The organism is Actinoplanes oblitus, from assembly GCF_030252345.1.
GTDB classification, from domain to species: Bacteria; Actinomycetota; Actinomycetes; order Mycobacteriales; family Micromonosporaceae; genus Actinoplanes; species Actinoplanes oblitus.
Window position 1 is genome coordinate 3,533,485 of record NZ_CP126980.1, and the last position, 19,987, is coordinate 3,553,471.

Sequence of the window (19,987 nt, forward strand, 5' to 3'; positions counted from 1 at the left end):
CGCTCCCAATCGGCTACACGAGATGCAGTTTCCGATCAGCGACCGAGACCCGCACGCGCTGACCCCAGGAGAGTTCCAGCGCGTCCGACTCGAGGCCGTCGGCGAACACCACCAGGCGCTCGCTCTCGCTGGTCAGCTCCAGCTCCCGGCCCGGGGCCAGGAGGCCGGCCACGTGGCGCACGCCGGTGGCCGGGGACGGCCAGGCCTCGCGGACGAACCAGCACAGCACCGCCTCACCCGGCCCCGGCAGGGGTGGCGCGCCGGCCCGCTCCCGGGCGATCGACGCGCACCACCCGGTCGCCCCGGTCCCGGTCCCGACGATCAGCCCGGACGACGACTGCCGCTCCCGGGAGCCGTCCGGCGCGGCGATCACATAGCGTGCCGACTGATGGCCTGCGTGACCGATATAGATCTCATTGAGGCCGGACAGCTCCTGCCCGTCGTCGAGCCGGGCCACCACCATGGTCCGCCCCTGCGCGCGGAATCCGCCGCGGAGCAGTCCGCCGACCGCCGCGGCGGGATGCCGGACCAGCACTCCGGCGTTGCGACCCGGCTCCGGGTCGACGCCGATCACCGGCTGGCCGTCCAGGTACTTCGCCACGTTCGCCACCAGGCCGTCCTGGCCGACGGCCACCACGATGTCCTCCGGCGCGAACAGGAAGCGGGGCAGGTCCGTGCGCTCCACGTGGCCGCGCCGCCAGTCGGCCGGCACCGCGCCACCCACCTCGACCAGCGCGGACCGCAACGCCTCGTGCCGCGCTGTCACCTCGTCCAGATCCCGCCCGCGCTGCTTGAGGAAATAACCGGCGGCGCCGCGGGTGCCGTGCCGGGCCAGCAGCTCGTCGAGCTCGCTGCGCCGCGACACGACCACCACCCGGGGGCTGAGCGAACTCATCCGATCCGGCCGATCAGCTTGGTGAGCAGGTCCGGAGTGACGGTCAGCTCCTTGATCGCCGGCAGGTGCGACGCCAGCTCGCGCAGCGCGAGCGCCTGCAGCACCTCGGCCGGCAGATCCCGGTACGCCGCGAGCCGCGCCGCCTCGGTCTCCGCCTCGGCCAGGCCGACCACCCGGGCGCCGGCCGCGCGGGCCTCGTCGCGCAGTCGCTCGGCGTCCGCCGCCGCGCTCGCCGCCAGGCGCTCCCGCTCGGCCTGGCCCTGCGCCGCGACCAGCTGCGACTCGGCGTCCAGCTCGGCGCCGCGCCGCGCGTTGGCACCGTGCTGCTCGACCAGGTGCTGCTCCTGCCGGGCCAGCTCGATCTTGCTCTGCAACTCGTTCTCGGCGATCGAGCGCTCCTGCTGCACCGCGTGCGCGCGCCGGGCATAGGTGGCCCGGTCGGCGTCCTGCTGCACCCGCTCCCGGGTCGGGGTCTGCAGCGCCCGCTCCAGCTCCGGCTCCGGACGCAGCGCCACCACCCGCGCGCTGACCACCGTCACGCCGGTCTCGGCCAGCCGCGGGTCGGTGGCCAGGGCGTCCGCGACCGTCTGCCGGACCGGGGCGATCCCGGTGGTCAGCGCCTCGGCGAGGGGGAGCCGGGCGAGCAGGTCGAGGGCCGGCTGCTGGGCCAGCTCGGCGAGCAGGGTGGCGACCTGGTCGAGCGGCTGCCCGTTCCACACACCCTTGTAGGGGTCGATCGAGAAGTCCAGCCGGGACGCGGCAGCGGCCGGATCGCTGAACCGGTACGTCACCGTGGCCTGCACCGTCACGTCGGCGAAGTCCTCGGTGCGGGCGTGGAACAGCAGCGGCAGCTCCCGGTCGTCGACCGGCACCTCGGAGAGGACCGCGGTGAGCGGCCGATACCAGAAGGCGAGCCCGGTGCCGGCGCGTCTCGCCCTGCCCTGCACGGTGTGGCTGACCCAGCTGGTCGGTGCGGAGCGCAGGTGGCGCAGGTGGAGTCGGCGTTTCACGTCGGCCATGGGAGGTCCTTCCTTTTTCGTCATGCTGACGATAATCCAGTCCGGTATTCTCGTCAACATGACGCTAAACATGGCGGCTGTCACAGTGGACCTGGTGCTGCTCACGATCCGGCAGGCCGACCTGCGGGTGCTGCTGATCCGCCGCGGCATCCCGCCGTTCGAGGGGCGGTGGGCGCTGCCCGGCGGCTTCGTCCACGACGACGAGGACCTCGACGAGGCGGCGATCCGCGAGCTGCGCGAGGAGACCGGCATCGACCCGTCGGCGGGTCACCTCGAGCAGCTCGCGACCTATGGCACCCCGGGCCGTGACCCGCGTGGCCGGGTGGTGACGGTGGCCTATCTGGCGCTCCTGCCCGACCTGCCGGCGCCGGTGGCCGGCAGCGACGCCGCGCACGCCGAGTGGCGTCCGATCGACGAGCCCGACCTGGCCTTCGACCACCACCGGATCCTGGCCGACGGCGTCGAGCGCGCCCGCGCCAAGCTGGAGTACACCCCGCTGGCCACCGCCTTCTGCCCGCCCGAGTTCACCGTGGCCGACCTGCGGCTGGTCTATGAGAAGGTCTGGCACACCACACTGGACCCGCGCAATTTCCACCGCAAGGTCACCTCGGCCGACGACTTCATCGAGCCGACCGGCCACAGCGCCACCCGCGAGCGCGGCCGTCCCGCCCAGCTGTTCCGCCGCGGGCCGGCCACCCTGTTGCATCCGCCACTGCTGCGACCGTGAACCGCGAGCCTTGATCGCCTCGTCCAAAAGTCGTAGGGGTGGCCCGGATGTCGGACCATCGGCAGATGTCGGCACCGCTCGCGGTGCGACAGGATGCGATCGACCGGGGGGAGACGAGACATGACGGTGCTGACGGAGCGCGCGACCGAGATCCGCGACGAGGTGCCGCCGCGCTGGGTCCGGCCGCCGTCGTCCCGCCGCGTCGTCGCGCGGCTGGTCCAGTTCGTCGGCGCGGCCAGCGCGGTCTTCTCCGTCCTCCCGCCGCACCACCACCGGTTCGGCCCGCTGGCCGCCATGGTGCCGACCGCCGGCCTGCTCACCGCCCGGGTCGCCTCCGGCGTGGTCGGCGTGCTCCTGGTCTATCTGGGTGCCGGGCTGCGGCGTGGCAAGCACCGCGCCTGGCAGCTGGCCCTCACGCTGTCCCTCATCGGCATGGCGTTGCACCTGGTCAAAGGCGGTCTGGTGCCGATGGTCTCGGCCGGCGCGATAGTCGCCCTGCTGGTCGCCACCCGCGACGAGTTCACCGTCGACGGCGCCCCGCGACACCGGCTGCGCGCGCTCCGCGCCTGCGCCACCTTCCTGAGCGCCGGGTTCGCCCTCGGGGTCGCCGAGATCGCCGTCCGGGTCAACCACCTCGACGGCCACCCCGGCGTGCTGAGCTGGGCCGGGCACGCCGCGCTCGGCCTGATCGGCGTCACCGGCCCGGTCCACTTCGCGTCGCCGCTCGGCGCGCTCACCGTCTCCATCACCACCGGCGCGTTCGGGTTGCTGGCCTTCGCGTCCGGCGGCCTGCTGCTGCTGCGCCCGAGCACCGGCGCCCGCTGCGACGGCGACGCCGGCCAGGCCCGGCTGCGCGAGGTGCTCGACCAGCACGGCGAGGGCGACTCGCTCGGCTACTTCGCGCTGCGCAGCGACAAACAGCTGGTCTGGGCGTCGTCCGGGAAAGCCGCCGTCGCCTACCGCGTGGTCAACGGGGTGAGCCTGGCCTCCGGCGACCCGCTCGGCCTGCCGTCCGAGTGGCCGCGGGCGATCGGTCAGTGGCTCGCCGACTGCGCCGCGCACGGCTGGACCCCGGCCGTGCTGGCCTGCGGCGCCCAGGGCGGGCGCGCCTTTCAGAAAGCCGGGCTCGACTGCATCGAGTTGGGCGACGAGGCGATCGTCGAGGTGTCCGGCTTCTCGCTGACCGGACGGGCCATGCGCGGCGTGCGGCAGGCGGTCGCCCGGATGCGGCGGGCCGGTTACACCTGCCAGGTGGTCCGCCAGCGCGATCTGCCGGCCGACACCCTCGCCGAGGCGGTGGCCTGCGCCAACGCGTTGCGCGACGGCAAGGTCGAGCGCGGCTTCTCGATGGCGTTGTCCCGGCTCGGCGACCCGGCCGACGGTGACTGCCTGCTGGTGCTGTGCCGCGACGAGGAGCAGACGCTGCGCGGCGTGCTGCACTTCGTGCCCTGGGGCCGGCGCGGGCTCTCCCTCGACCTGATGCGCGGCGACCGCACCGCGCCCAACGGGCTCACCGAGCTGATGGTCGTCTCCGCGATCGAGGCGGCGGCCGGCTTCGGCGTCGAGCGGATCTCGCTGAACTTCGCGGTGCTGCGCTCGGTCTTCGCCCGCGCCGAGGAGCTGGGCGCCGGCCCGGTCATCCGGCTCTGGTGCCGGATCCTGCGCGCCGCCTCCCGGCTGTGGCAGATCGAGTCGCTCTACCGGGCCAACGCGAAGTACCAGCCGGATTGGCAGCCCCGCTACCTGTGCTTCCCGTCCGCCCGCGACCTGCCGCGGATCGCGATCGCCGCGCTCAGCGCCGAGTCGTTCCTGCCGGCCCGCTCCGACGCCCGGTGAGGCTGACCGGCATCCCGCTGATCGCGCTGGTGGCGACCGCGGCGGTGGTCACCGTCGCGGCCACGGTGCGCGGCTGGCGGTTCCTCACCGTGCGCGTCGCCGGCCTGCTCGCCGTCGAGATCCTGGTGGTGGCCACCATCGCCCTGGTCGTCAACCGCGTCGAACTGTTCTATCCGACGTGGCAGTCGCTCGGCGGCGCGTCCCAGGTCGCCGCCGTCACGGCCACCACCGCCGGCCCGCTCGACACCCGGCTGACCGGCGCGGCGGCGGTCCCGTGGACCCCGCCGGAGACCGCGGCCTGGCACCTGGCCGCGACTCCGCTGGTGCTCGCCCCGGCCGACTACGCGCAGCTCCCGGAGCACACCTTCCCGCTGCTCGTGGTGCTCGGCGGCGACCCCGGACCCCGGCCGTCCGGCGTGCTCACCGTCTTCCTCGCGCCCACCCGGGACACCACCGCGGCATCGCTGGTCACGCTGCCCGCGGCGCTCGCCCGCGACGCCCGCGTGGCGGACGCCCTGGCGGTCGTGGCCGGCCCGGACTGGCACGCGCTGGCCGGTGCCTGGCCCGGCCACCCGCCCGTGGCGACCGGGATCGATCAGGCCGTGCGCGATCTCCCGGCGCCGCTGGCCGCCCCGCAGAGGCTGCCGTCGTGAGCATCGACGCCACCGGAACGGTGGTCACCTCGGTCCTGCTCGTCGTGGCGATCACCGTGCTGCTGGCCGCGCTCTGGCCACGCGTGCGGGTGCTGGCCCGGATCGCGCTGGTCACGGCAGTGGTCCTGAGCGTCACCGGGACGGCCCTGCTCGAACTCAACCGGCTCACCGAGACCTACCCGAGCTGGGGTGAGCTGGCCGGCTCCACGGCGCCGCCGCCACCCCGGCCGGTGCTGCCCGGTCAGGGCCGGCTGGCGACGTTCCAGGTGCCGGGGCCGGCCAGCGGGATGAACGAGCCGATGACCGTCTACCTGCCCGCCGCCTACTTCACCCCGGACGGCGCGCGGCTGCGCTTCCCGGTGATCGAGGCGCTGCACGGCTACCCGGGCACGCCCGAGTCCTGGATCCGCCGGCTGGACATCGCCGGGCACCTCGACCGGGAGATCACCGCCGGCCGGATGGCGCCCACCGTCGTGCTGCTGCCGCACCAGACCCCGCAGCGGCTGCTCGACACCGAGTGCGTCAACCTGGTCGGGGGAGCGCAGGCCGAGACGTACCTGACCCGTGACGTACCCGACTGGGCCGCCACCCACCTGCGGATCCGCACCGACGCCGCGGCCTGGGGGCTGACCGGTTACTCGGCCGGCGCGTTCTGCGCGATGAACCTCGCCCTCAAACATCCGGACCGCTACGCCGCGGCGGCCAGCCTGTCCGGTTATGCCAACCCCGGCATCAAGGTCGGCGACCACAGCGAGAAGACCACCAACAACATCGCCTGGCGCCTCGCCCACCGGCCGCAGCCGCCGATCGCCCTGTGGCTCGGCTGGGCCGCCGACGACCGCTCCGCCAACAAGGGCTCGCGCCGGGTGGCGCGGCTGGCCCGGCCGCCGCTGCGCGTGACGACAGCTGTCATCCCGCACGGCGGTCACAGTTACGCGACCTGGCGCGAGATGGAGCCGCCGGCCTTCGACTGGCTCTCCGCCCACCTCGCCCGGCCCGTGCCCCTCTGAGCGGGCGGCCACCGCGGGTCCGGACAAGACCATCCTCGCTGCCGCGATGCCGCGCTGCGGGTTCCGGATCCTTTTCCGGTACGACTCGGCGTCCCGTGGCGGTCGGCTCGCGAGGCCCGGCCCCCGCACGACCGCAGCGCGTGTCGTGCGGGTCCGCCGACCCTCACGGCCTCCCGGCGGGGCTGCCGGGGTGGTGTGAGCCGGCCGGGAGGCGCCGCACTCGGGTGGCCGGCGCGGTCTTGCTTGTCGGTATTCGTCCAGGTATCGGAGCCGCGGCGCTTGCTGGGCGGTATCGAACCGGATCGGCGTTCCCGGGTGTACGCCCTGACGAGAGAGGCCGTCAGGGGGAGAGATCAGATGAGCCAGGGGCCGCAGTACCCGTCGTGGGAAGAGCCGCAACCGGCGATGCCGGCGGCTGCGTCGTGGAATCGGCAACCATCGGCGAGGCCGGCGGCTCCGCTGTGGGACGAGCCGTCGTCGGCGGCGCCCGGGGCTCCGACGTGGGATCACCGGCCGGCGGCTCCGCTGTGGGACCCGCGGCCGGTGGTCCATCCCGAGAGCCGGCCGGGCTACTACGGGGCGCCGCAGCCGGCCGCCGGTTCCGCCATCGCGATCACCATGCGGTACGCGCCGATCGCCTTCCTGCTCGGCTTCGTGCGGCCGGTGCTCACCATCGACGACCAGCCGGTGCGGGCGGCCTGGAGACGCCGGATCGTCGTACCGGTGAGCCCCGGCCCGCACCTCCTGCGCGCCCACGTGCCGTACCTGGTTCCGCGCCGGATCGGCGGAGCCGAGCTGCCGGTCGGTGTCGCCCCCGGCCAGATGATCTCCCTGGAGTACCGCGCCCCGGTGCTCGTCTTCCTGCGCGGCACCCTCGGCAGCCCGCCGCGGAAATACCCGGGCCTGGCCGCCGCGGTCCTGCTCAGCGTCGTCCTGGCGGTGACGGCCCTGGGCACCGGGATGGCCGCCGCCCGGAGCCGGGTCCTGCCCGGCGCTGCCGGTACCCTGCCGCGGACCCCGGCGACGCCGGATCTCACCGCGCCCGCCTTCCCGGTGGATCCGACCGGCCCCGCCGTGCCCACCTTCCCCGGCGCGGGCGGGACCACGCCGGAACTGCGGCCCGACGCGCCTCGCCGCGAGGTGACCGGTGCGACGTTCGGCGCCGGGGACGAGACGGTCACCATGGCGTTCCGGGGGTGGCCGTTCGCGTTCCGTGCGCCGGACACCTGGAGCTGCCGGCCCGCCCGGACCGACCTGCCGGACGGGCAGGCCTGGCTCTGCGCCGACGAGCGGGGCGGGGGCGGCGAGCGCGCCGGCATCGTGTTGCGGGCCTGCCCCGCCACCTGCGCCGCCGCCGACAAGGCGCGGCTGGTCACGGACTGGCTCGGCAACGCCCCCGGCGTGCGCAAAGCCGGCGGCAACACCCGGTTCCGCCAGCGCACCACCAACCCGGGCGGCAAGTACGAGCTGAAGCTCAGCCACTTCTTCACCGACCCGGCGTCGGGCCGGAAGTTCCAGGTCGGCGTGGCGGCCGAGGCACCCACCGCGAAGAAGTCCGCGGCCCAGCGGGTGGTCAACGAGATCCTGTCCCAGACGACCTTCTGACCGCCGATGACGCCCAGGCCCGCGATGCCGACCAGACTCACCATGCCGACCAGGCCCGCGATGCCGACCAGACTCACCATGCCGACCAGGCCCGGGATGCCGACCAGACTCACCATGCCGACCAGGCCCGGGTTGACGACCAGACCCAGGGGCCGGCCCCGGCCGCGGCGACGGCCGGGCCGCCCGCCGCGCCCGACCCGCCGCCGGCGGTTCAGGCGGGGAGGGTGAACACGAAGCGAGCCCCGTCCCGGTACGCCGGATCCAGCTCGATCACGCCGCCATGGTGCTCGATCACCTTCTTGCACACCGCCAGCCCGATCCCGGTTCCGTCGTAGCGGTCCCGGGGATGCAACCGCTGGAAGATGACGAAGATCTTGTCGGCGTACTCGGGGTCGATCCCGATCCCGTTGTCGCTGACGGCGAACGACCAGCCGGCGCCGTCGGCGGTGGCGCTGATCTCGATGACCGGCGGCTCCTCGGGGCGGTGGAACTTGATCGCGTTGCCGAGCAGGTTCTGCCACAGCATGGTGAGCAGCGTGACGTCACCGGCCACCACCGGCAGCCGCGGCCGGACGATCCGGGCCCGCGTCTCCTCGATGCTCGCCGCGAGCGTCTCCTCCACCCGGTCCATCACCTCGTTGAGGTCGACCGGCTGCTCGTCGTCGTAGACCCGCCCGATCCGGGAGAACGTCAGCAAGTCGTTGATCAGTCGCTGCATCCGGGTGGCGCCGTCCACGGCGAAGCCGATGTACTGCTTGGCCCGGTCGTCGAGGGCCTCGGCGTAACGGCGCTCCAGCATCTGGCAGAACGACGCCACCTTGCGCAGCGGCTCCTGCAGGTCGTGCGAGGCGACGTAGGCGAACTGCTCCAGGTCGGCGTTGGACCGGCTCAGCTCGGCCTCACGCTGTTCGAGCTCGTCGCGGGCCTGCTGGGTAACGGTCAGCGCGTCGACCAGGCGGCGCCGCATGGCCTCCACGTCCCGGCCCAGCTGCGTCACCTCCGCCGGGCCGTCCGGGGTCAGCTCGTGGGTGAAGTCACCGTCGGCGACCCGCCGGGCCGCGGCGCCGAGCCGGCGCAGCGGCCGGACCACCGTGGTGCGCAGCAGTACCGTGATCACCCCGATCAGCAGCAGCAGCGCGGTGACCGCGGCGAGGAAGACGGTGTCGCGCAGCCGGCGCGCGTCGCCGAGCGCGGCCCGGCCCTCCGCCCGCGCGGTGACCAGCCGCTCGTCGAGGGTGGCGAGGCGGCCGCGGACCGGGTCGAACGCGGCGGCCGCCACGCCCCGGTCCCGGGTCCGCAGGGCGGGTTCGGCGATGCCGGCCCGCCAGCGCGCGGCCTCGTCCTCGACCGCGGCCAGCTCGGCGAGTGGTCCGGGCTCGGCGGTGAGGAAGCCCCGCAGCGTGGTGGCGGCGGCCTGCTCCGCCGCCACGCTCTCCCGGTACAGGTCGAGGAACTGCGGTGCGCCGCTGAGCAGGTAGCCGCGCAGTGCGGTGTCCTGATTGCGCAGTGCGTCGTCCAGCTGCACCACCACGGTGCGGGCCGGCGAGATCCGGTCGTTGAGCCGGTTCGACACCTGCGCGGTCCGGTTCAGCGCCCGCGCCCCGACCGCCGAGGCGCCCAGGATGAGCACCACCATCGCCACCAGGACCGCCGCGAACCACTGCTGCGTCGTCCATTGCCGGTCGCGCGCCGAATCTGTCACATCGGCACGGTAGAGGATGCCGGATCGATCGGCTCGTCCGACCGGTCACGGGCGCGTCGTCCGGCGTACCGGAAAGCGGTTTTAATGATGCCGTGGTTCCGGAACCTGGCCGAGGGTGGCGCGCTGACCTGTGGATTCTCGGCCGGTACCGGTTTCGGCGCATTGACATCGGTTAACAGCCCGTTCACAGTGGCGGCGAGAGAGCGCTTTCTCGACACCCTCCGTCCCCCGTGGCTGGAAAGGCTCGTCAATCATGCGAAAAAGTCCCCTGCTGGCCGGCGCCGTCACCGCCGCGCTGGTCACCTCCGTGCTGGTCGCCGCCACCGCGGCCAGCGCCGCCGACGGCCTGCTCTCGCAGGGCAAGCCGGTGACCGCCTCGTCCACCGAGTCGGCCGCGTTCCCGGCCGTCAACGCCGTCGACGGCAACCTCGGCACCCGCTGGTCCAGCGCCTTCAGCGACCCGCAGTGGCTGCGGATCGACCTCGGCGCCAGCGCCACGATCACCTCGGTCACCCTCGACTGGGAGGCCGCGTACGCCACGTCCTTCACCCTGCAGAGCTCGGCGACCGGCAGCTCCTGGACCACCCTCTACAGCACCACGACCGGCGCCGGCGGCCGGCAGAACCTGCCGGTCGCGGGCAGCGGCCGCTACGTCCGGCTGACCACCACGGCGCGGGCCACGCAGTGGGGCGTGTCGCTCAACGAGTTCCAGGTCTACGGCTCCGGCGGCGGCACCACGACCCCGACCATCCCGCCCGGGGCGGTCCGGGTCGCCGAGTTCCTCGCCGACTGCCCGTTCAGTCACCGGCTGCCCGACGACCCGATCGTCTTCCCGAACCTGCCCGGCGCCTCGCACCTGCACAGCTTCTTCGGCAGCGAGGTGACCAACGCGTCCACCACGGTCAACGACCTGATCAACGCGAACAGCAACTGCAACCCGTCGATCGACAAGTCGTCCTACTGGATCCCCACGCTGTACCAGGACAATGTGCCGGTCGAGCCGACCACCGGCGTCTTCTACTACCTCGGCGAGGGTGTCTCGGACGCGCTGATCGCGCAGACCCAGCCGTTCCCGGTGGGCCTGCGGGTGGTGGCCGGCAACGCGAAGGCGACCGGCCCGGCCGACAACACGATCGCCCGCTGGTCCTGCCTGCACCACGGCGAGGTCAACCCGTCGACCGATTTCGTCAACTGCCCGGCCGACTCGATGCTGGAGTCGTACCTGGACTTCCCGCACTGCTGGGACGGCAAGAACCTGGACTCGGCCGACCACAAGAGCCACATGGCGTACCCGGTCGGCAACGCCTGCCCGGCCAGCCACCCGGTGGTGGTGCCGAAGCTGCGCCAGGTCATGCGCTACCCGGTCAACGGGGACCCGGCCCGGCTGCGGCTCGCCTCCGGCCGCGGGTACACGATGCACGGCGACTTCTTCAACGCCTGGCCCGCCGACGAGATGGCGCGCCGTGTCAACGACTGCATCCGGATCATCGTGAAGTGCGGGACCGACGGCCGGCCCTGACCGCTTGAGATCGGCCCCGTTCCAGGCCGGAAGGCCCTGGGGCGGGGTCCGGCGGCGGGCTACGTTGGGCGCCATGCGAACCACCGGGCGGAGGTTCATCCCGCCACAGCACGGTGCCTGGGCGATGCTGCTCCTGCCGTACCTCATCGGGGTGCTGACCGCGGGTTTCCGCTGGCCGCACGTGCCTCTGCTGCTCGCCTGGCTGTCCGGCTACCTGCTCTCCTACTACGCCCTGCAAGCGGTGAAGACCCGGCGCCCCGGCAGATGCAGAGACCAATTGCTCGCGTACGCCCTGAGCACCACCCTCTTCGGCGCGACCGTCGTCGTCGCCTGCCCAGCGGTACTGCGGTACGCCCTGGTTTTCGTGCTGTTGCTCGGGCTGAACGCCTACTACGCCTGGCAGCGCCGGGAGCGGGCCCTGCTCAACGACCTCGTCTCGGTGGTGCAGAGCTGTCTCATGGTCTTCGTGGCCGCCACCGTCGCCGGCGTCCCGCCCGCCGAGGTGGCGATCCCGTTCACCGTCGTGTTGCTCTACTTCACCGGCACCGTGCTCTACGTCAAGACGATGATCCGCGAGCGGGGCAGCATCGCCTACCGCCGCGCGTCAGCCGGCTACCACCTGGCCGCGGCCGTCGTCGCCGGCTGGCTGAGCTGGCCGCTCGGCGTGCTGTTCGGCCTGCTCGCGCTCCGCGCCCTGGTGCTGCCCCGCCGCCGTCTCACCCCGAAGCAGGTCGGCCTGCTGGAGATCGCCGCCTGCCTGGTGCTCGGCACCCTGGTCCTGCAGTGATCGACGCCGGGGTGGTGCGGGTGGACATCCCCGGCACCCGAGCCCTCACCGAGCTGGCCGACGTCCACCGCGACGCGGCGGCCGGCAGGTTGCGCGGCACGACGATCCTGCTGCCCTGAGCAGACCTGCTGCCCTGAGCAGACCCGCAGCCCACCCGCTGCCCTGAGCAGACCTGCTCCCCTGAGCAGACCTGCTCCCCTGAGCAGCGACCGTCAGCACCCCTGTGCCGGCCGGACCGGCACAGGGGTGCGTTGTGCCGGCGATCCGTGTCCTTGCCGCCGCGGCTCCCCGCTCCAGGTCAGCTCCGGCTGGCACTCACGGTGGTCTCACCGCCCCAAACACCACCGTCACGGCCAGCCGGAACGGTGGGCTGGCACTCACGGTGGTCTCAGCGCGCGGGAGACCACCGTCATGGCCAGCCGGGAGCCGGGCTGGCACTCACGGTGGTCTCAGCGCGCGGGAGACCACCGTCATGGCCAGCCGGGGCGGGTGGGTTGGTGCTCATGGTGGTCTCGGCGTTCGGGAGACCACCGTTACGGCCAGCCGGGGCGGGTGGGTTGGTGCTCATGGTGGTCTCGGCGTTCGGGAGACCACCGTTACGGCCAGCCGGGGCGGGTGGGTTGGTGCTCATGGTGGTCTCGGCGTTCGGGAGACCACCGTTACGGCCAGCCGGGGCGGGTGGGCTGGTGCTCATGGTGGTCTCGGCGTTCGGGAGACCACCGTTACGGCCAGCCGGGGCGGGTGGGCTGGTGCTCATGGTGGTCTCAGTGCCCGGGAGACCACCGCCATGGCCAGCCGGGAGCCGGGCTGGTGCTCATGGTGGTCTCGGCGCCCCGGACACCACCGTCACGGCCAGCCCGAAGCCGGGCTGGCAATCACGGTGGTCTCAGTGCTTGGGAGACCACCGTCAGGGCCAGCCGGGGCGGGTGGGCTGGGGCTCATGGTGGTCTCGGCGCTCGGGAGACCACCGCCAGGACCAGCCGGGACGGGGCTTGGCGGGACGGGGCGGGGCTTGGCGGGACGGGGCGGGGACGGGGCGGGGACGGGACGGGGACGGGGCGGGGCGGGGCGGGGCTGTGGGCGTACCGGAAGAGTGACCGCGGTCTGGGGCGGACAGCGGACAGCGACCGGCGGGACACCCGCATCGGGCCCGGGACGGGCGGGGTCGACGCCCCCGGGGCTTCCCCCCGCCGAAGATCAGGGCAACCGCTTCAGCAAGCGGGGCGCAGCAGATCGGTACGCATGCGCGGCTCATACGCCCGGCAGGTGCCCGGCCTGGTCTTCTTGGCCCGGTACATCGCCAGGTCGGCGTTCTCCACCAGCCGTTCCGCGGTCCGGCCCGCCCCGCTGTACGCGATCCCCACGCTCGCCCGCGTCACCACGACCCGCCCGGCGATCTCGAACGGCTCGCCGATCGCGTCGATCACCCGCTGCGCGATGTCCCACGCCTGCTGCTCGGCCATGATCGGTTCGAGCAGCACCGCGAACTCGTCGCCGCCGAATCGCGCCGCCATGTCCGTCTCCCGCACCGAGGCGCGCAGCCGCTCCGCCACCCCGCGCAGCAGCTCGTCCCCGGCGGCGTGCCCGAGCGTGTCGTTGACCTGTTTGAACAGGTCCAGGTCCAGATAGAGCAGGGCGGCGCCGGTGTTCTCCGCGAGCACCTGCTCGACCCGCCGCAGGAACAGCGTCCGGTTCGGCAGCCGGGTCAGCGAGCAGTGGTGCGCCTCGTGCACCGCCGCCGCCGTGTGCGCGCCGGTCAGCGCCAGGCTGGCCTGCTCGCTGAAGGCCGCGAGCACGTCGCGCCGCTCGGCGTCACGCACCTCCGGGCACTGCCCCTTGGTCAGCACGAAGGCGCCGGCCACCCGGTCGCCGATGTGCACCGGAGCGGCGGCCAGCAGGCCCGCGGTGACCGGACGGGCGGCGGCCATCGCCCGGTCCGCCGCGTGCAGGATGTCGTCGCGGTGACGGAACGCGCCGGCCAGCGAGGCCACCGTGAGCACCGCCGGGTCGTCCACCTCGTGCAGCACCAGCGCGGCGCCGCCGTCCTCGAGCAGCGCCCGCGCGCCCGAGGTGATCGAGTCGAGCAGCTCGCCCAGCGGGGTGCCCTGGCTCGCCGCCCGCTGCACCCGCAGCAGGGTCTCCAGCATTAGCTCACGCCGCTCCAGAGCCTCCACCAGCACCAGCCGGGCCGCCGCCTCGCGCTCCTTCTCGTGCCGGAGCTGCTGCTCGGCGGCGAGCGTGCGCAGGCCGCGCAGGGCCAGCCCGAGCACCTTCGCCATGCCCTGCAGCATCTGGCGTTCCTCGGCCGCGAACGGCTCGCCGGACCGCGCCACCACCAGGCGCTCGTCGTGCCCGCCGGCCAGGGCGTGCACCGTCACGTAGGCGTCCCCGAGACCCGGGAACGGCGATGTCTCGACGCCGGAGCGGAGCCCGGTGAACAGGGCCGGGTCGGGCGACCGGCCCAGCCCGACGGAGGCGGCCAGGACGTCCCCGCAGATCACCGCGCCCAGCTCGGCGTCGGTGGCCTCGGTGGCGCGCTGCACCGCGATCCGGGTGGCGATGGGTTCGTCGCCGGCCCGCGTGATGGCACTGAAGTATTCGCTGAGCTGCAGCATGGACCAGGCGGTCATCGGGTCAGCTCACTGCGAGGGCGGCCACGGTCAGGTGGTGCATACCCTTCGCGCCGCTCTGCCGGACGATCTCACCGTTGGAGTAGAAGCCGCCGAACGGGATCGGGGCGAGCGCGTCCCGGAGCCGCTCGGTGGCCAGGTCGGTGTGCTCCCGGCCGAGGGCGATCGGGCGTACGCAACAATCGAAGACCAGCACCCCCAGCGGCGCCGCACCTTCGACGGCATCGGCGGCGGCGCGGCCGGCGGCCGCCGCCGCGTCCACCACCTCGCCGGTCTCGGCGGCCATGACCCACACCATCGCGCCCTCCGGCGTGTCGGCCAGCCCGGAGATCGACCGCTCGCCGGCGTCGCACTCGAAGATGATCCGGACGTCCTCGCCGGTGCGCCGGGCCAGCCCGAGCGGCCGGATCGGGGCGAACCGCAGGAACGCCTCCGGGTCGGTGGCCAGCTCGGCGGCTCCGCCGGTACGCCGCAGGTAGACGTCGAGCGCCGGCTCGCCGTCCAGCTCGTAGATCTTGCCGCCCTCGCTGCGGGTCACCACCATCGGCTCGCCGGTCCGGTGCCAGCCGTGCGCCAGCCCGATGCCGAACGGCGACGGCGAGCCCAGCGCCGCGCCGAGCACCGCGTTCGGCAGCAACTGGACGTCGCCGCCGTCGCTGAAGAACGCGAACGTGCCGGTCTGCGTGACGTTGTCGCCGGCGCAGCCACCGATCAGCGGGACCCGCGCGCCGCTGATCGCGTACGCGCCGCGGACCACCTCCTGCTGGTCGCCGCTGCGCCCGTCGCCGAGCATCAGCAGCACCCGGTGCTCGGCCGCGACGTCGTCGAGCGCCGAGGCCACGGTCTCCCCGGCCGCGTAGAGATCCATGCTGTCGTGCGGGACCGCCCGCACCGAGGCGGCGAACCCGCCGAGCGCGTTGACCACCACCCCGGCGCCCGGCCCGTCCGGGGTGTACTCGCCGGACGTCGAGCAGCCGATCATCAGCACGTCACCGCCGGCCGCGGCGTGCACGGCGGCGGCCATCTCGCGCGTCGCGTGCGACAGCGACGCGAAGACGATCAGCAGGCCGGCCCGGCGGCCGCCGAGCGCGGCCTGGCAGGCCTGCGTCCCGGCCTCGGCGGGATCGGTCAGCAGGCTGCGCCCCACGCCGAACCACCGCTGTTCCGGACCGCTCATGATCGCTCCCCAGTCGTGCCGCGCTTCCGGGGTTCCGAGATCGGCCGGGGCACCGGGGATCTGAGTGAAAGCCGGGTCGGCGGGCCTGGACAGCGACGGGCATGATGGCCCGATGGGGATCGACATGGATTTCGAGACCGCGGTCGGCTCGCTGTTCCAACCGGAGGGGCGCATCGATCCCTATCCGGCCTATGACGTGCTCCGTTCGCACGCGGCGGCCTTCCCCGGCATGGAGAACCAGTGGTGGGTCACGTCGCACGCGCTGGTCAGCCGGCTGCTGCGGGACCCCGGCCTGCGGGTGGCCGACAAGTCCGACTACGACCGGTCGTGGCCGGACTGGCGGCAGAACCGCGGGGTCGCCTCGGTGGTGCTGTCGATGCTGCAGACCAACCCGCCGGACCACTCCCGGGTGCGCCGCGCGGCAGCCGCCACCTTCACCGCCCGCCGGGTCGCCGCCATGCGCGAGGTGATCACCGCGCAGGTCGACGAGCTGATCGACGAGTTGCCGGCCGAGACCGATTTCGTCGGCTCGTTCGCCTATCCGTTGCCGATCGCGGTGATCTGCGCGCTGCTCGGCATCCCGGAGTCGGAGCGCCGCTGGTTCCGGCAGCGCGCCGCCGACCTGACGGTGGTTCTGGAGCCGATCAGCAGCGAGGAGGAGATGGTCCGGGCCGACAAGGCGGGGCGTGAGCTGGAGGCGTACCTCACCGGGCTGATCGCCGACCGCCGGAACACCCCACGCGAGGACCTGACCAGCGCCCTCGTCGCGGCCGCCGACGACGATCAGGTGCTCACCGGCGAGGAGCTGCTGGCCAACCTGGTGCTGCTGCTGGTGGCCGGCTTCGAGACCACCACCAACCTGCTCGGCACCGGTCTCGAGATCCTGCTGAAGCATCCCCGGGAGGCCGATCGGTTGCGGTCCGACGCGGAGTTCGCGCCGGCTGTCGTCGAGGAGATCCTCCGGTACGACTCGCCGGTCCAGCTGACGTCCCGCTTCACCACCACCCCGCTCGATCTGGGCGACGGCAGGCACCTGGACGTCGGCACCATGCTGACCATGCTGCTCGGCTCGGCGAACCGGGACCCGGACCGCTACCCCGACCCGCACCGCTTCGACCCGGACCGGCCGAACATCCAGCCGGTCTCGTTCGGCGGCGGCGCGCACTACTGCCTGGGCGCGCCGCTGGCCCGGCTGGAGGCGCAGGTGGCGTTCCCGCGGTTGTTGAGCAGGCTGCCCCGGCTCGCGCTCAGCGGCGAGCCGGTGCGCCGGGATCGTCTGGTGTTGCGTGGCTACGCCAGCCTGCCGATCACGACCGGGGCTTGATCTCCTTCTGGAAGAACTCCAGGAAGCCGTCCGGATCCGGTCCGGCATTCTGCAGGACCAGATGATCAAAACCGGCCTCGGCATAGGTCCGCAGCGCGTCCAGGTAGGGCTTCGGGTCCGGCCCGCAGACGAACTTCTCCCGTACGTCCTCCGCGCGCACCGTCTGCGAGGCGGCGTCGAAGTTGACCGGGTTGGGCAGCTCGGTCATCACCTTCCAGCCGGTCAGCGCCCACCGCGAGGTGCGGTGCGCCTCCTCGACGGCGGCCTCGACGGTCGGCGCCCAGGCCATCGGGATCTCCGCGTACTTCGGCCCGCTGCCGCCGTAGGCCTCGACGAGATCCTTGCGGGGCTCGGTGGCGAACAGCCCGCCGCCGTGGGTGCGGGCCAGCTCGGCGGCTTTCCGGCCACCGGCGGCGACCGCGATCACCGGGAGGGTGTCCGGCAGGTCCCACACCCGGGCATCGTCCAGTCGCAGGTGCTTGCCCTGGTAGGACCGGTAACCGCCCTGCCAGAGCAGGTTGATGATGTCCAGTGCCTCGACCAGCATCTCGTGCCGGACCCGGACGCTCGGCCAGGCCTGACCGGTGACGTGCTCGTTCAGCCGTTCGCCGGAACCGATGCCGAGCGTGAAACGGCCGTCCGAGATGATGGCGAGCGTGGCGGCCGCCTGCGCGATGATCGCCGGGTGGTACCGCACCGTCGGGCAGGTCACCCCGGTGGCCAGGCCGAGCCGGTCGGTGCGGGCGGCGATCGCGCTCAGCACGTTCCAGGCGAACGGCGAGTGGCCCTGCTCCTCGAGCCACGGGTGGTAGTGGTCACTGATCTCCACGAAGTCGAATCCGGCCTGCTCGGCGCGGACCGCCTGCCGGATCAGCTCCTTCGGGTCGAAGGCCTCGGCCATCAGCTTGTATCCGAATCGCATGCTGATCGCCCTTCCCGGGCAGCCGCCCGGCAAACGTGCCGGCGGTGCTTCCCTTCCCGGGCCGGGGCCCGCGGACAAGGTGCCGATGTGGTGACACCGGGGCGCCGGACGCCCGGCGACGGGTTGCGATGGGCGGGTTCGGCGCTACGCTCGATCCGAGTTCGGTCGGCCCGGGGTTCGGACCGGGCCGGGAGCGGCGAACGGCCAGGAGGACGACGATGTACTGCGCAGCGCGGCTCGGCCGCCTGCGGGGAAGCGGCCACGGAGCTGTCGGATGACCGGCTTCGATCATCCCGGCCTGCTTTACCACAACGATGACGACTACCTCGCCGGCACGGCGGCGTTCGTCCGGGCCGCGGTGGCCGGTGGCGATCCGGTACTGGTCGCGGTGCCCGATCCTAACCTGACCATGCTGCGCGACGAGCTCACCGACGTCGGCGGCGCGGTGACCTTCGCCGACATGGCCGAGGCCGGGCGCAACCCGGGGCGGATCATCCCGGGGGTCCTGCTGGCCTTCGCCGCCCGGCACCCGGGCCGCCGGGTCGCGGCGATCGGCGAACCGATCTGGCCCAGCCGCTCCGGCATCGAGTACCCGGCCTGCGCGGCACACGAGGCGCTGATCAACACGGCGTTCGCGGGGCGGGAGGCGACGGTGCTCTGCCCGTACGACGCGAGCCGGCTCGACCCGACATGGGTGGAGGACGCCTGGCACACCCACCCCGTCATGATCGACTCCGGGCAGCGCAAGCCGAGCCCGTGGTACACCGACGGGGTGACCGCGGCGGCCGCGTTCAACCAGCCGCTGCCCCCGGTCCCGGGCTCGGCCGTCACCTGGAAGTACACCGCGGCGCGCGACCTGTCCGCCGTGCGCGCCTTCGCCCGCGGGCAGGCCCGGGAGGCCGGGCTGCTCGGCGACCGGGGTGAGGACTTCGTGCTCGCCGTCAACGAACTGGCGGAGAACACGATCCGGCACGCGCCGGGTCCCGGTGTCGTCGCCGTCTGGGCCGAGCCCGGCCGCCTGGTCTGCCAGGTCGACGACAACGGCTACCTGGCCGACCCGCTCGTCGGCCGCATCCCGGCGGCCGTCAGCCGCGAGGGAGGCCGTGGCCTGCTCCTGGTCAACCAGGTCGCGGACCTGGTCCGGATCCACACCGAGCCGACCGGCACCAGCATCCGCCTGCACATGACCCTCTAGCCGTGCTCGACCGGCCGGCGGTGTTCGGCCCGGCCGGTGAGCCGGCTGCGCGGCAGCGGGGGCGGTGACCTGAGGTTTCCTGTGCGGGTGAACCGAATGGCAACCGTCGTGTAACCGGTCTGCACTCGGCGGGCCGGGGTTTCGCCCGAAGTGTGGGGTATGACCGACACGATGGTGGTTGAGCTGGGGCTGCAGGCGATGACGATCGCGGCGAAGCTGTCCGCGCCGGTGCTGCTGACCGCGCTGGCGGTCGGGTTCGCCATCTCGTTGTTCCAGTCGGTGACGCAGATCCAGGAGGCGACGCTGTCGTTCGTGCCGAAGGCTGTCGCGATCGGCGCGGTGCTGCTGCTGGCCGGCAACTGGATGCTGCACGAGATGATCACCTACACCACGCAGCTGTTCGACCGGATCCCCGACCTGCTGCGCTGACGATGTCGCACGACCTTCGCGACGGGCCGCCCGAGTGGGCGGCCCTTTTCGCGTGTCCAGGGCGTGGACGCGCCTCACCCCGTGCCGTGGCTTGCGGGAGGCGCGCCGGCATCCACGAGCAGATAATGGCCCGAGTCCGCAATCTTCCAGGGTGAGCCGGGCCCACCGGCACCACGGTGCACCGCCCTCCATCGCGGTCGCCCTGTTCACCGGGACGTGCAGCATCGCCCTGCTGTGTCTGGCCGGGGCGGCCCTCGGCGTCGGCGAGGTGTTCTTCGACACCCCTTCGATCGCGATGACCTCGGTGTCCGCGACACCATCGACGGCATCAGGTGGCCGTTCGGGCAGGCCACGCTCGGCACGCTGACGTTCGCCGTCGGCGTGCTCGGCCTGGCCGGCATCGCGCTGTTCGCCCTCATCCCGCTGATGCGGTGGGTCAGGGATCGGGACGCCTCCGTCGTCCTGGCCGAGCAGCCCGAGAAACGGGAACCGTCAGCCGGTTGATGCCGGCCACCGCCGCGCGGGTGGCGCCGGATTAATCGGTGGACCGGGCTGCG

General features: G+C 73.2%; 18 protein-coding genes. 12 read left to right on the forward strand and 6 right to left on the reverse strand.

Features of this window, described 5'->3' with window-relative positions:
- Nucleotides 1-13: 13 nt before the first annotated feature.
- The gene (locus tag Actob_RS15815; RefSeq protein ID WP_284920945.1) at nt 14-895 is read right to left on the reverse strand and encodes an NAD(+)/NADH kinase; all 882 of its coding nucleotides are present in this window, start codon (nt 893-895) and stop codon (nt 14-16) included.
- Nucleotides 892-1,914 (reverse strand): SPFH domain-containing protein, encoded by a 1,023-nt coding sequence (locus Actob_RS15820; RefSeq protein WP_284920946.1) that lies wholly within the window; start codon nt 1,912-1,914, stop codon nt 892-894. Before Actob_RS15820 ends, Actob_RS15815 begins: the two co-directional genes overlap by 4 nt.
- A gap of 58 nt (nt 1,915-1,972) precedes the next feature.
- Between Actob_RS15820 and Actob_RS15825 the strand changes: the two genes are divergently transcribed.
- The 5 genes from Actob_RS15825 to Actob_RS15845 all read left to right on the forward strand — a co-directional run bounded on the left by Actob_RS15825 (nt 1,973) and on the right by Actob_RS15845 (nt 7,745).
- The gene (locus Actob_RS15825) at nt 1,973-2,641 is read left to right on the forward strand and encodes an NUDIX hydrolase (protein WP_284920947.1); all 669 of its coding nucleotides are present in this window, start codon (nt 1,973-1,975) and stop codon (nt 2,639-2,641) included.
- Between the two features lie 120 nt (nt 2,642-2,761).
- Nucleotides 2,762-4,477, forward strand: coding sequence for a phosphatidylglycerol lysyltransferase domain-containing protein (locus Actob_RS15830; protein ID WP_284920948.1), 1,716 nt, complete (start codon nt 2,762-2,764; stop codon nt 4,475-4,477).
- Nucleotides 4,474-5,130, forward strand: a complete 657-nt coding sequence (locus Actob_RS15835) for a hypothetical protein (protein ID WP_284920949.1) — start codon at nt 4,474-4,476, stop codon at nt 5,128-5,130. The genes Actob_RS15830 and Actob_RS15835 overlap by 4 nt, the downstream gene beginning before the upstream one ends.
- Complete coding sequence (locus tag Actob_RS15840; protein ID WP_284920950.1) at nt 5,127-6,140, forward strand: alpha/beta hydrolase; 1,014 nt, start codon at nt 5,127-5,129, stop codon at nt 6,138-6,140. The genes Actob_RS15835 and Actob_RS15840 overlap by 4 nt, the downstream gene beginning before the upstream one ends.
- A 543-nt stretch (nt 6,141-6,683) precedes the next feature.
- On the forward strand, nt 6,684-7,745 hold the full coding sequence (locus tag Actob_RS15845) for a hypothetical protein (RefSeq protein ID WP_284920951.1): 1,062 nt from the start codon (nt 6,684-6,686) through the stop codon (nt 7,743-7,745).
- 211 nt (nt 7,746-7,956) lie between these two features.
- Here Actob_RS15845 and Actob_RS15850 read toward each other — a convergent pair whose 3' ends face one another.
- The gene (locus Actob_RS15850; RefSeq protein ID WP_284920952.1) at nt 7,957-9,447 is read right to left on the reverse strand and encodes a sensor histidine kinase; all 1,491 of its coding nucleotides are present in this window, start codon (nt 9,445-9,447) and stop codon (nt 7,957-7,959) included.
- Nucleotides 9,448-9,700: 253 nt separating this feature from the next.
- Between Actob_RS15850 and Actob_RS15855 the strand changes: the two genes are divergently transcribed.
- The 3 genes from Actob_RS15855 to Actob_RS15865 all read left to right on the forward strand — a co-directional run bounded on the left by Actob_RS15855 (nt 9,701) and on the right by Actob_RS15865 (nt 11,872).
- Entirely contained in the window at nt 9,701-10,966 is a 1,266-nt protein-coding gene (locus Actob_RS15855; RefSeq protein WP_284920953.1) for a DUF1996 domain-containing protein, read from the forward strand.
- A 73-nt stretch (nt 10,967-11,039) separates the two neighbouring features.
- The gene (locus tag Actob_RS15860; protein ID WP_284920954.1) at nt 11,040-11,753 is read left to right on the forward strand and encodes a YwiC-like family protein; all 714 of its coding nucleotides are present in this window, start codon (nt 11,040-11,042) and stop codon (nt 11,751-11,753) included.
- Nucleotides 11,750-11,872, forward strand: a complete 123-nt coding sequence (locus Actob_RS15865; protein WP_284920955.1) for a hypothetical protein — start codon at nt 11,750-11,752, stop codon at nt 11,870-11,872. The genes Actob_RS15860 and Actob_RS15865 overlap by 4 nt, the downstream gene beginning before the upstream one ends.
- A 1,092-nt stretch (nt 11,873-12,964) precedes the next feature.
- Here the strand turns inward: Actob_RS15865 and Actob_RS15870 are convergent.
- Both Actob_RS15870 and Actob_RS15875 read right to left on the reverse strand, forming a co-directional pair.
- On the reverse strand, nt 12,965-14,383 hold the full coding sequence (locus Actob_RS15870) for a GGDEF domain-containing protein (RefSeq protein WP_284920956.1): 1,419 nt from the start codon (nt 14,381-14,383) through the stop codon (nt 12,965-12,967).
- Between the two features lie 4 nt (nt 14,384-14,387).
- On the reverse strand, nt 14,388-15,560 hold the full coding sequence (locus Actob_RS15875) for an FIST signal transduction protein (protein WP_284920957.1): 1,173 nt from the start codon (nt 15,558-15,560) through the stop codon (nt 14,388-14,390).
- 124 nt (nt 15,561-15,684) lie between these two features.
- Between Actob_RS15875 and Actob_RS15880 the strand changes: the two genes are divergently transcribed.
- The gene (locus Actob_RS15880) at nt 15,685-16,884 is read left to right on the forward strand and encodes a cytochrome P450 (RefSeq protein WP_284922329.1); all 1,200 of its coding nucleotides are present in this window, start codon (nt 15,685-15,687) and stop codon (nt 16,882-16,884) included.
- Here the strand turns inward: Actob_RS15880 and Actob_RS15885 are convergent.
- A complete protein-coding gene (locus Actob_RS15885; protein ID WP_284920958.1) occupies nt 16,868-17,806 on the reverse strand; it encodes a TIGR03557 family F420-dependent LLM class oxidoreductase in 939 nt (312 codons plus the stop codon). The two genes, Actob_RS15880 and Actob_RS15885, sit on opposite strands and share 17 nt — an antisense overlap.
- 274 nt (nt 17,807-18,080) lie before the next feature.
- Here Actob_RS15885 and Actob_RS15890 point away from each other — a divergent pair, with 274 nt between their 5' ends.
- The 3 genes from Actob_RS15890 to Actob_RS15900 all read left to right on the forward strand — a co-directional run bounded on the left by Actob_RS15890 (nt 18,081) and on the right by Actob_RS15900 (nt 19,934).
- The gene (locus Actob_RS15890; protein WP_284920959.1) at nt 18,081-19,001 is read left to right on the forward strand and encodes an anti-sigma factor RsbA family regulatory protein; all 921 of its coding nucleotides are present in this window, start codon (nt 18,081-18,083) and stop codon (nt 18,999-19,001) included.
- A 159-nt stretch (nt 19,002-19,160) separates the two neighbouring features.
- On the forward strand, nt 19,161-19,430 hold the full coding sequence (fliQ, locus tag Actob_RS15895; RefSeq protein WP_284918049.1) for a flagellar biosynthesis protein FliQ: 270 nt from the start codon (nt 19,161-19,163) through the stop codon (nt 19,428-19,430).
- A 234-nt stretch (nt 19,431-19,664) separates the two neighbouring features.
- Nucleotides 19,665-19,934 (forward strand): hypothetical protein, encoded by a 270-nt coding sequence (locus Actob_RS15900; RefSeq protein WP_284920960.1) that lies wholly within the window; start codon nt 19,665-19,667, stop codon nt 19,932-19,934.
- Nucleotides 19,935-19,987: the final 53 nt, after the last annotated feature.

Coding starts and splice junctions, on each gene's coding strand:
- Actob_RS15890 (WP_284920959.1), top strand. CDS start 18,081: ATGACCGGCTTCGATCATCCCGGCCTGCTTTACCACAACGATGACGAC.
- Actob_RS15885 (WP_284920958.1), bottom strand. CDS start 17,806: ATGCGATTCGGATACAAGCTGATGGCCGAGGCCTTCGACCCGAAGGAG.
- Actob_RS15860 (WP_284920954.1), top strand. CDS start 11,040: ATGCGAACCACCGGGCGGAGGTTCATCCCGCCACAGCACGGTGCCTGG.
- Actob_RS15870 (WP_284920956.1), bottom strand. CDS start 14,383: ATGACCGCCTGGTCCATGCTGCAGCTCAGCGAATACTTCAGTGCCATC.
- Actob_RS15820 (WP_284920946.1), bottom strand. CDS start 1,914: ATGGCCGACGTGAAACGCCGACTCCACCTGCGCCACCTGCGCTCCGCA.
- Actob_RS15830 (WP_284920948.1), top strand. CDS start 2,762: ATGACGGTGCTGACGGAGCGCGCGACCGAGATCCGCGACGAGGTGCCG.
- Actob_RS15855 (WP_284920953.1), top strand. CDS start 9,701: ATGCGAAAAAGTCCCCTGCTGGCCGGCGCCGTCACCGCCGCGCTGGTC.
- Actob_RS15875 (WP_284920957.1), bottom strand. CDS start 15,560: ATGAGCGGTCCGGAACAGCGGTGGTTCGGCGTGGGGCGCAGCCTGCTG.
- Actob_RS15825 (WP_284920947.1), top strand. CDS start 1,973: ATGACGCTAAACATGGCGGCTGTCACAGTGGACCTGGTGCTGCTCACG.
- Actob_RS15815 (WP_284920945.1), bottom strand. CDS start 895: ATGAGTTCGCTCAGCCCCCGGGTGGTGGTCGTGTCGCGGCGCAGCGAG.
- Actob_RS15880 (WP_284922329.1), top strand. CDS start 15,685: ATGGATTTCGAGACCGCGGTCGGCTCGCTGTTCCAACCGGAGGGGCGC.
- fliQ (WP_284918049.1), top strand. CDS start 19,161: ATGACCGACACGATGGTGGTTGAGCTGGGGCTGCAGGCGATGACGATC.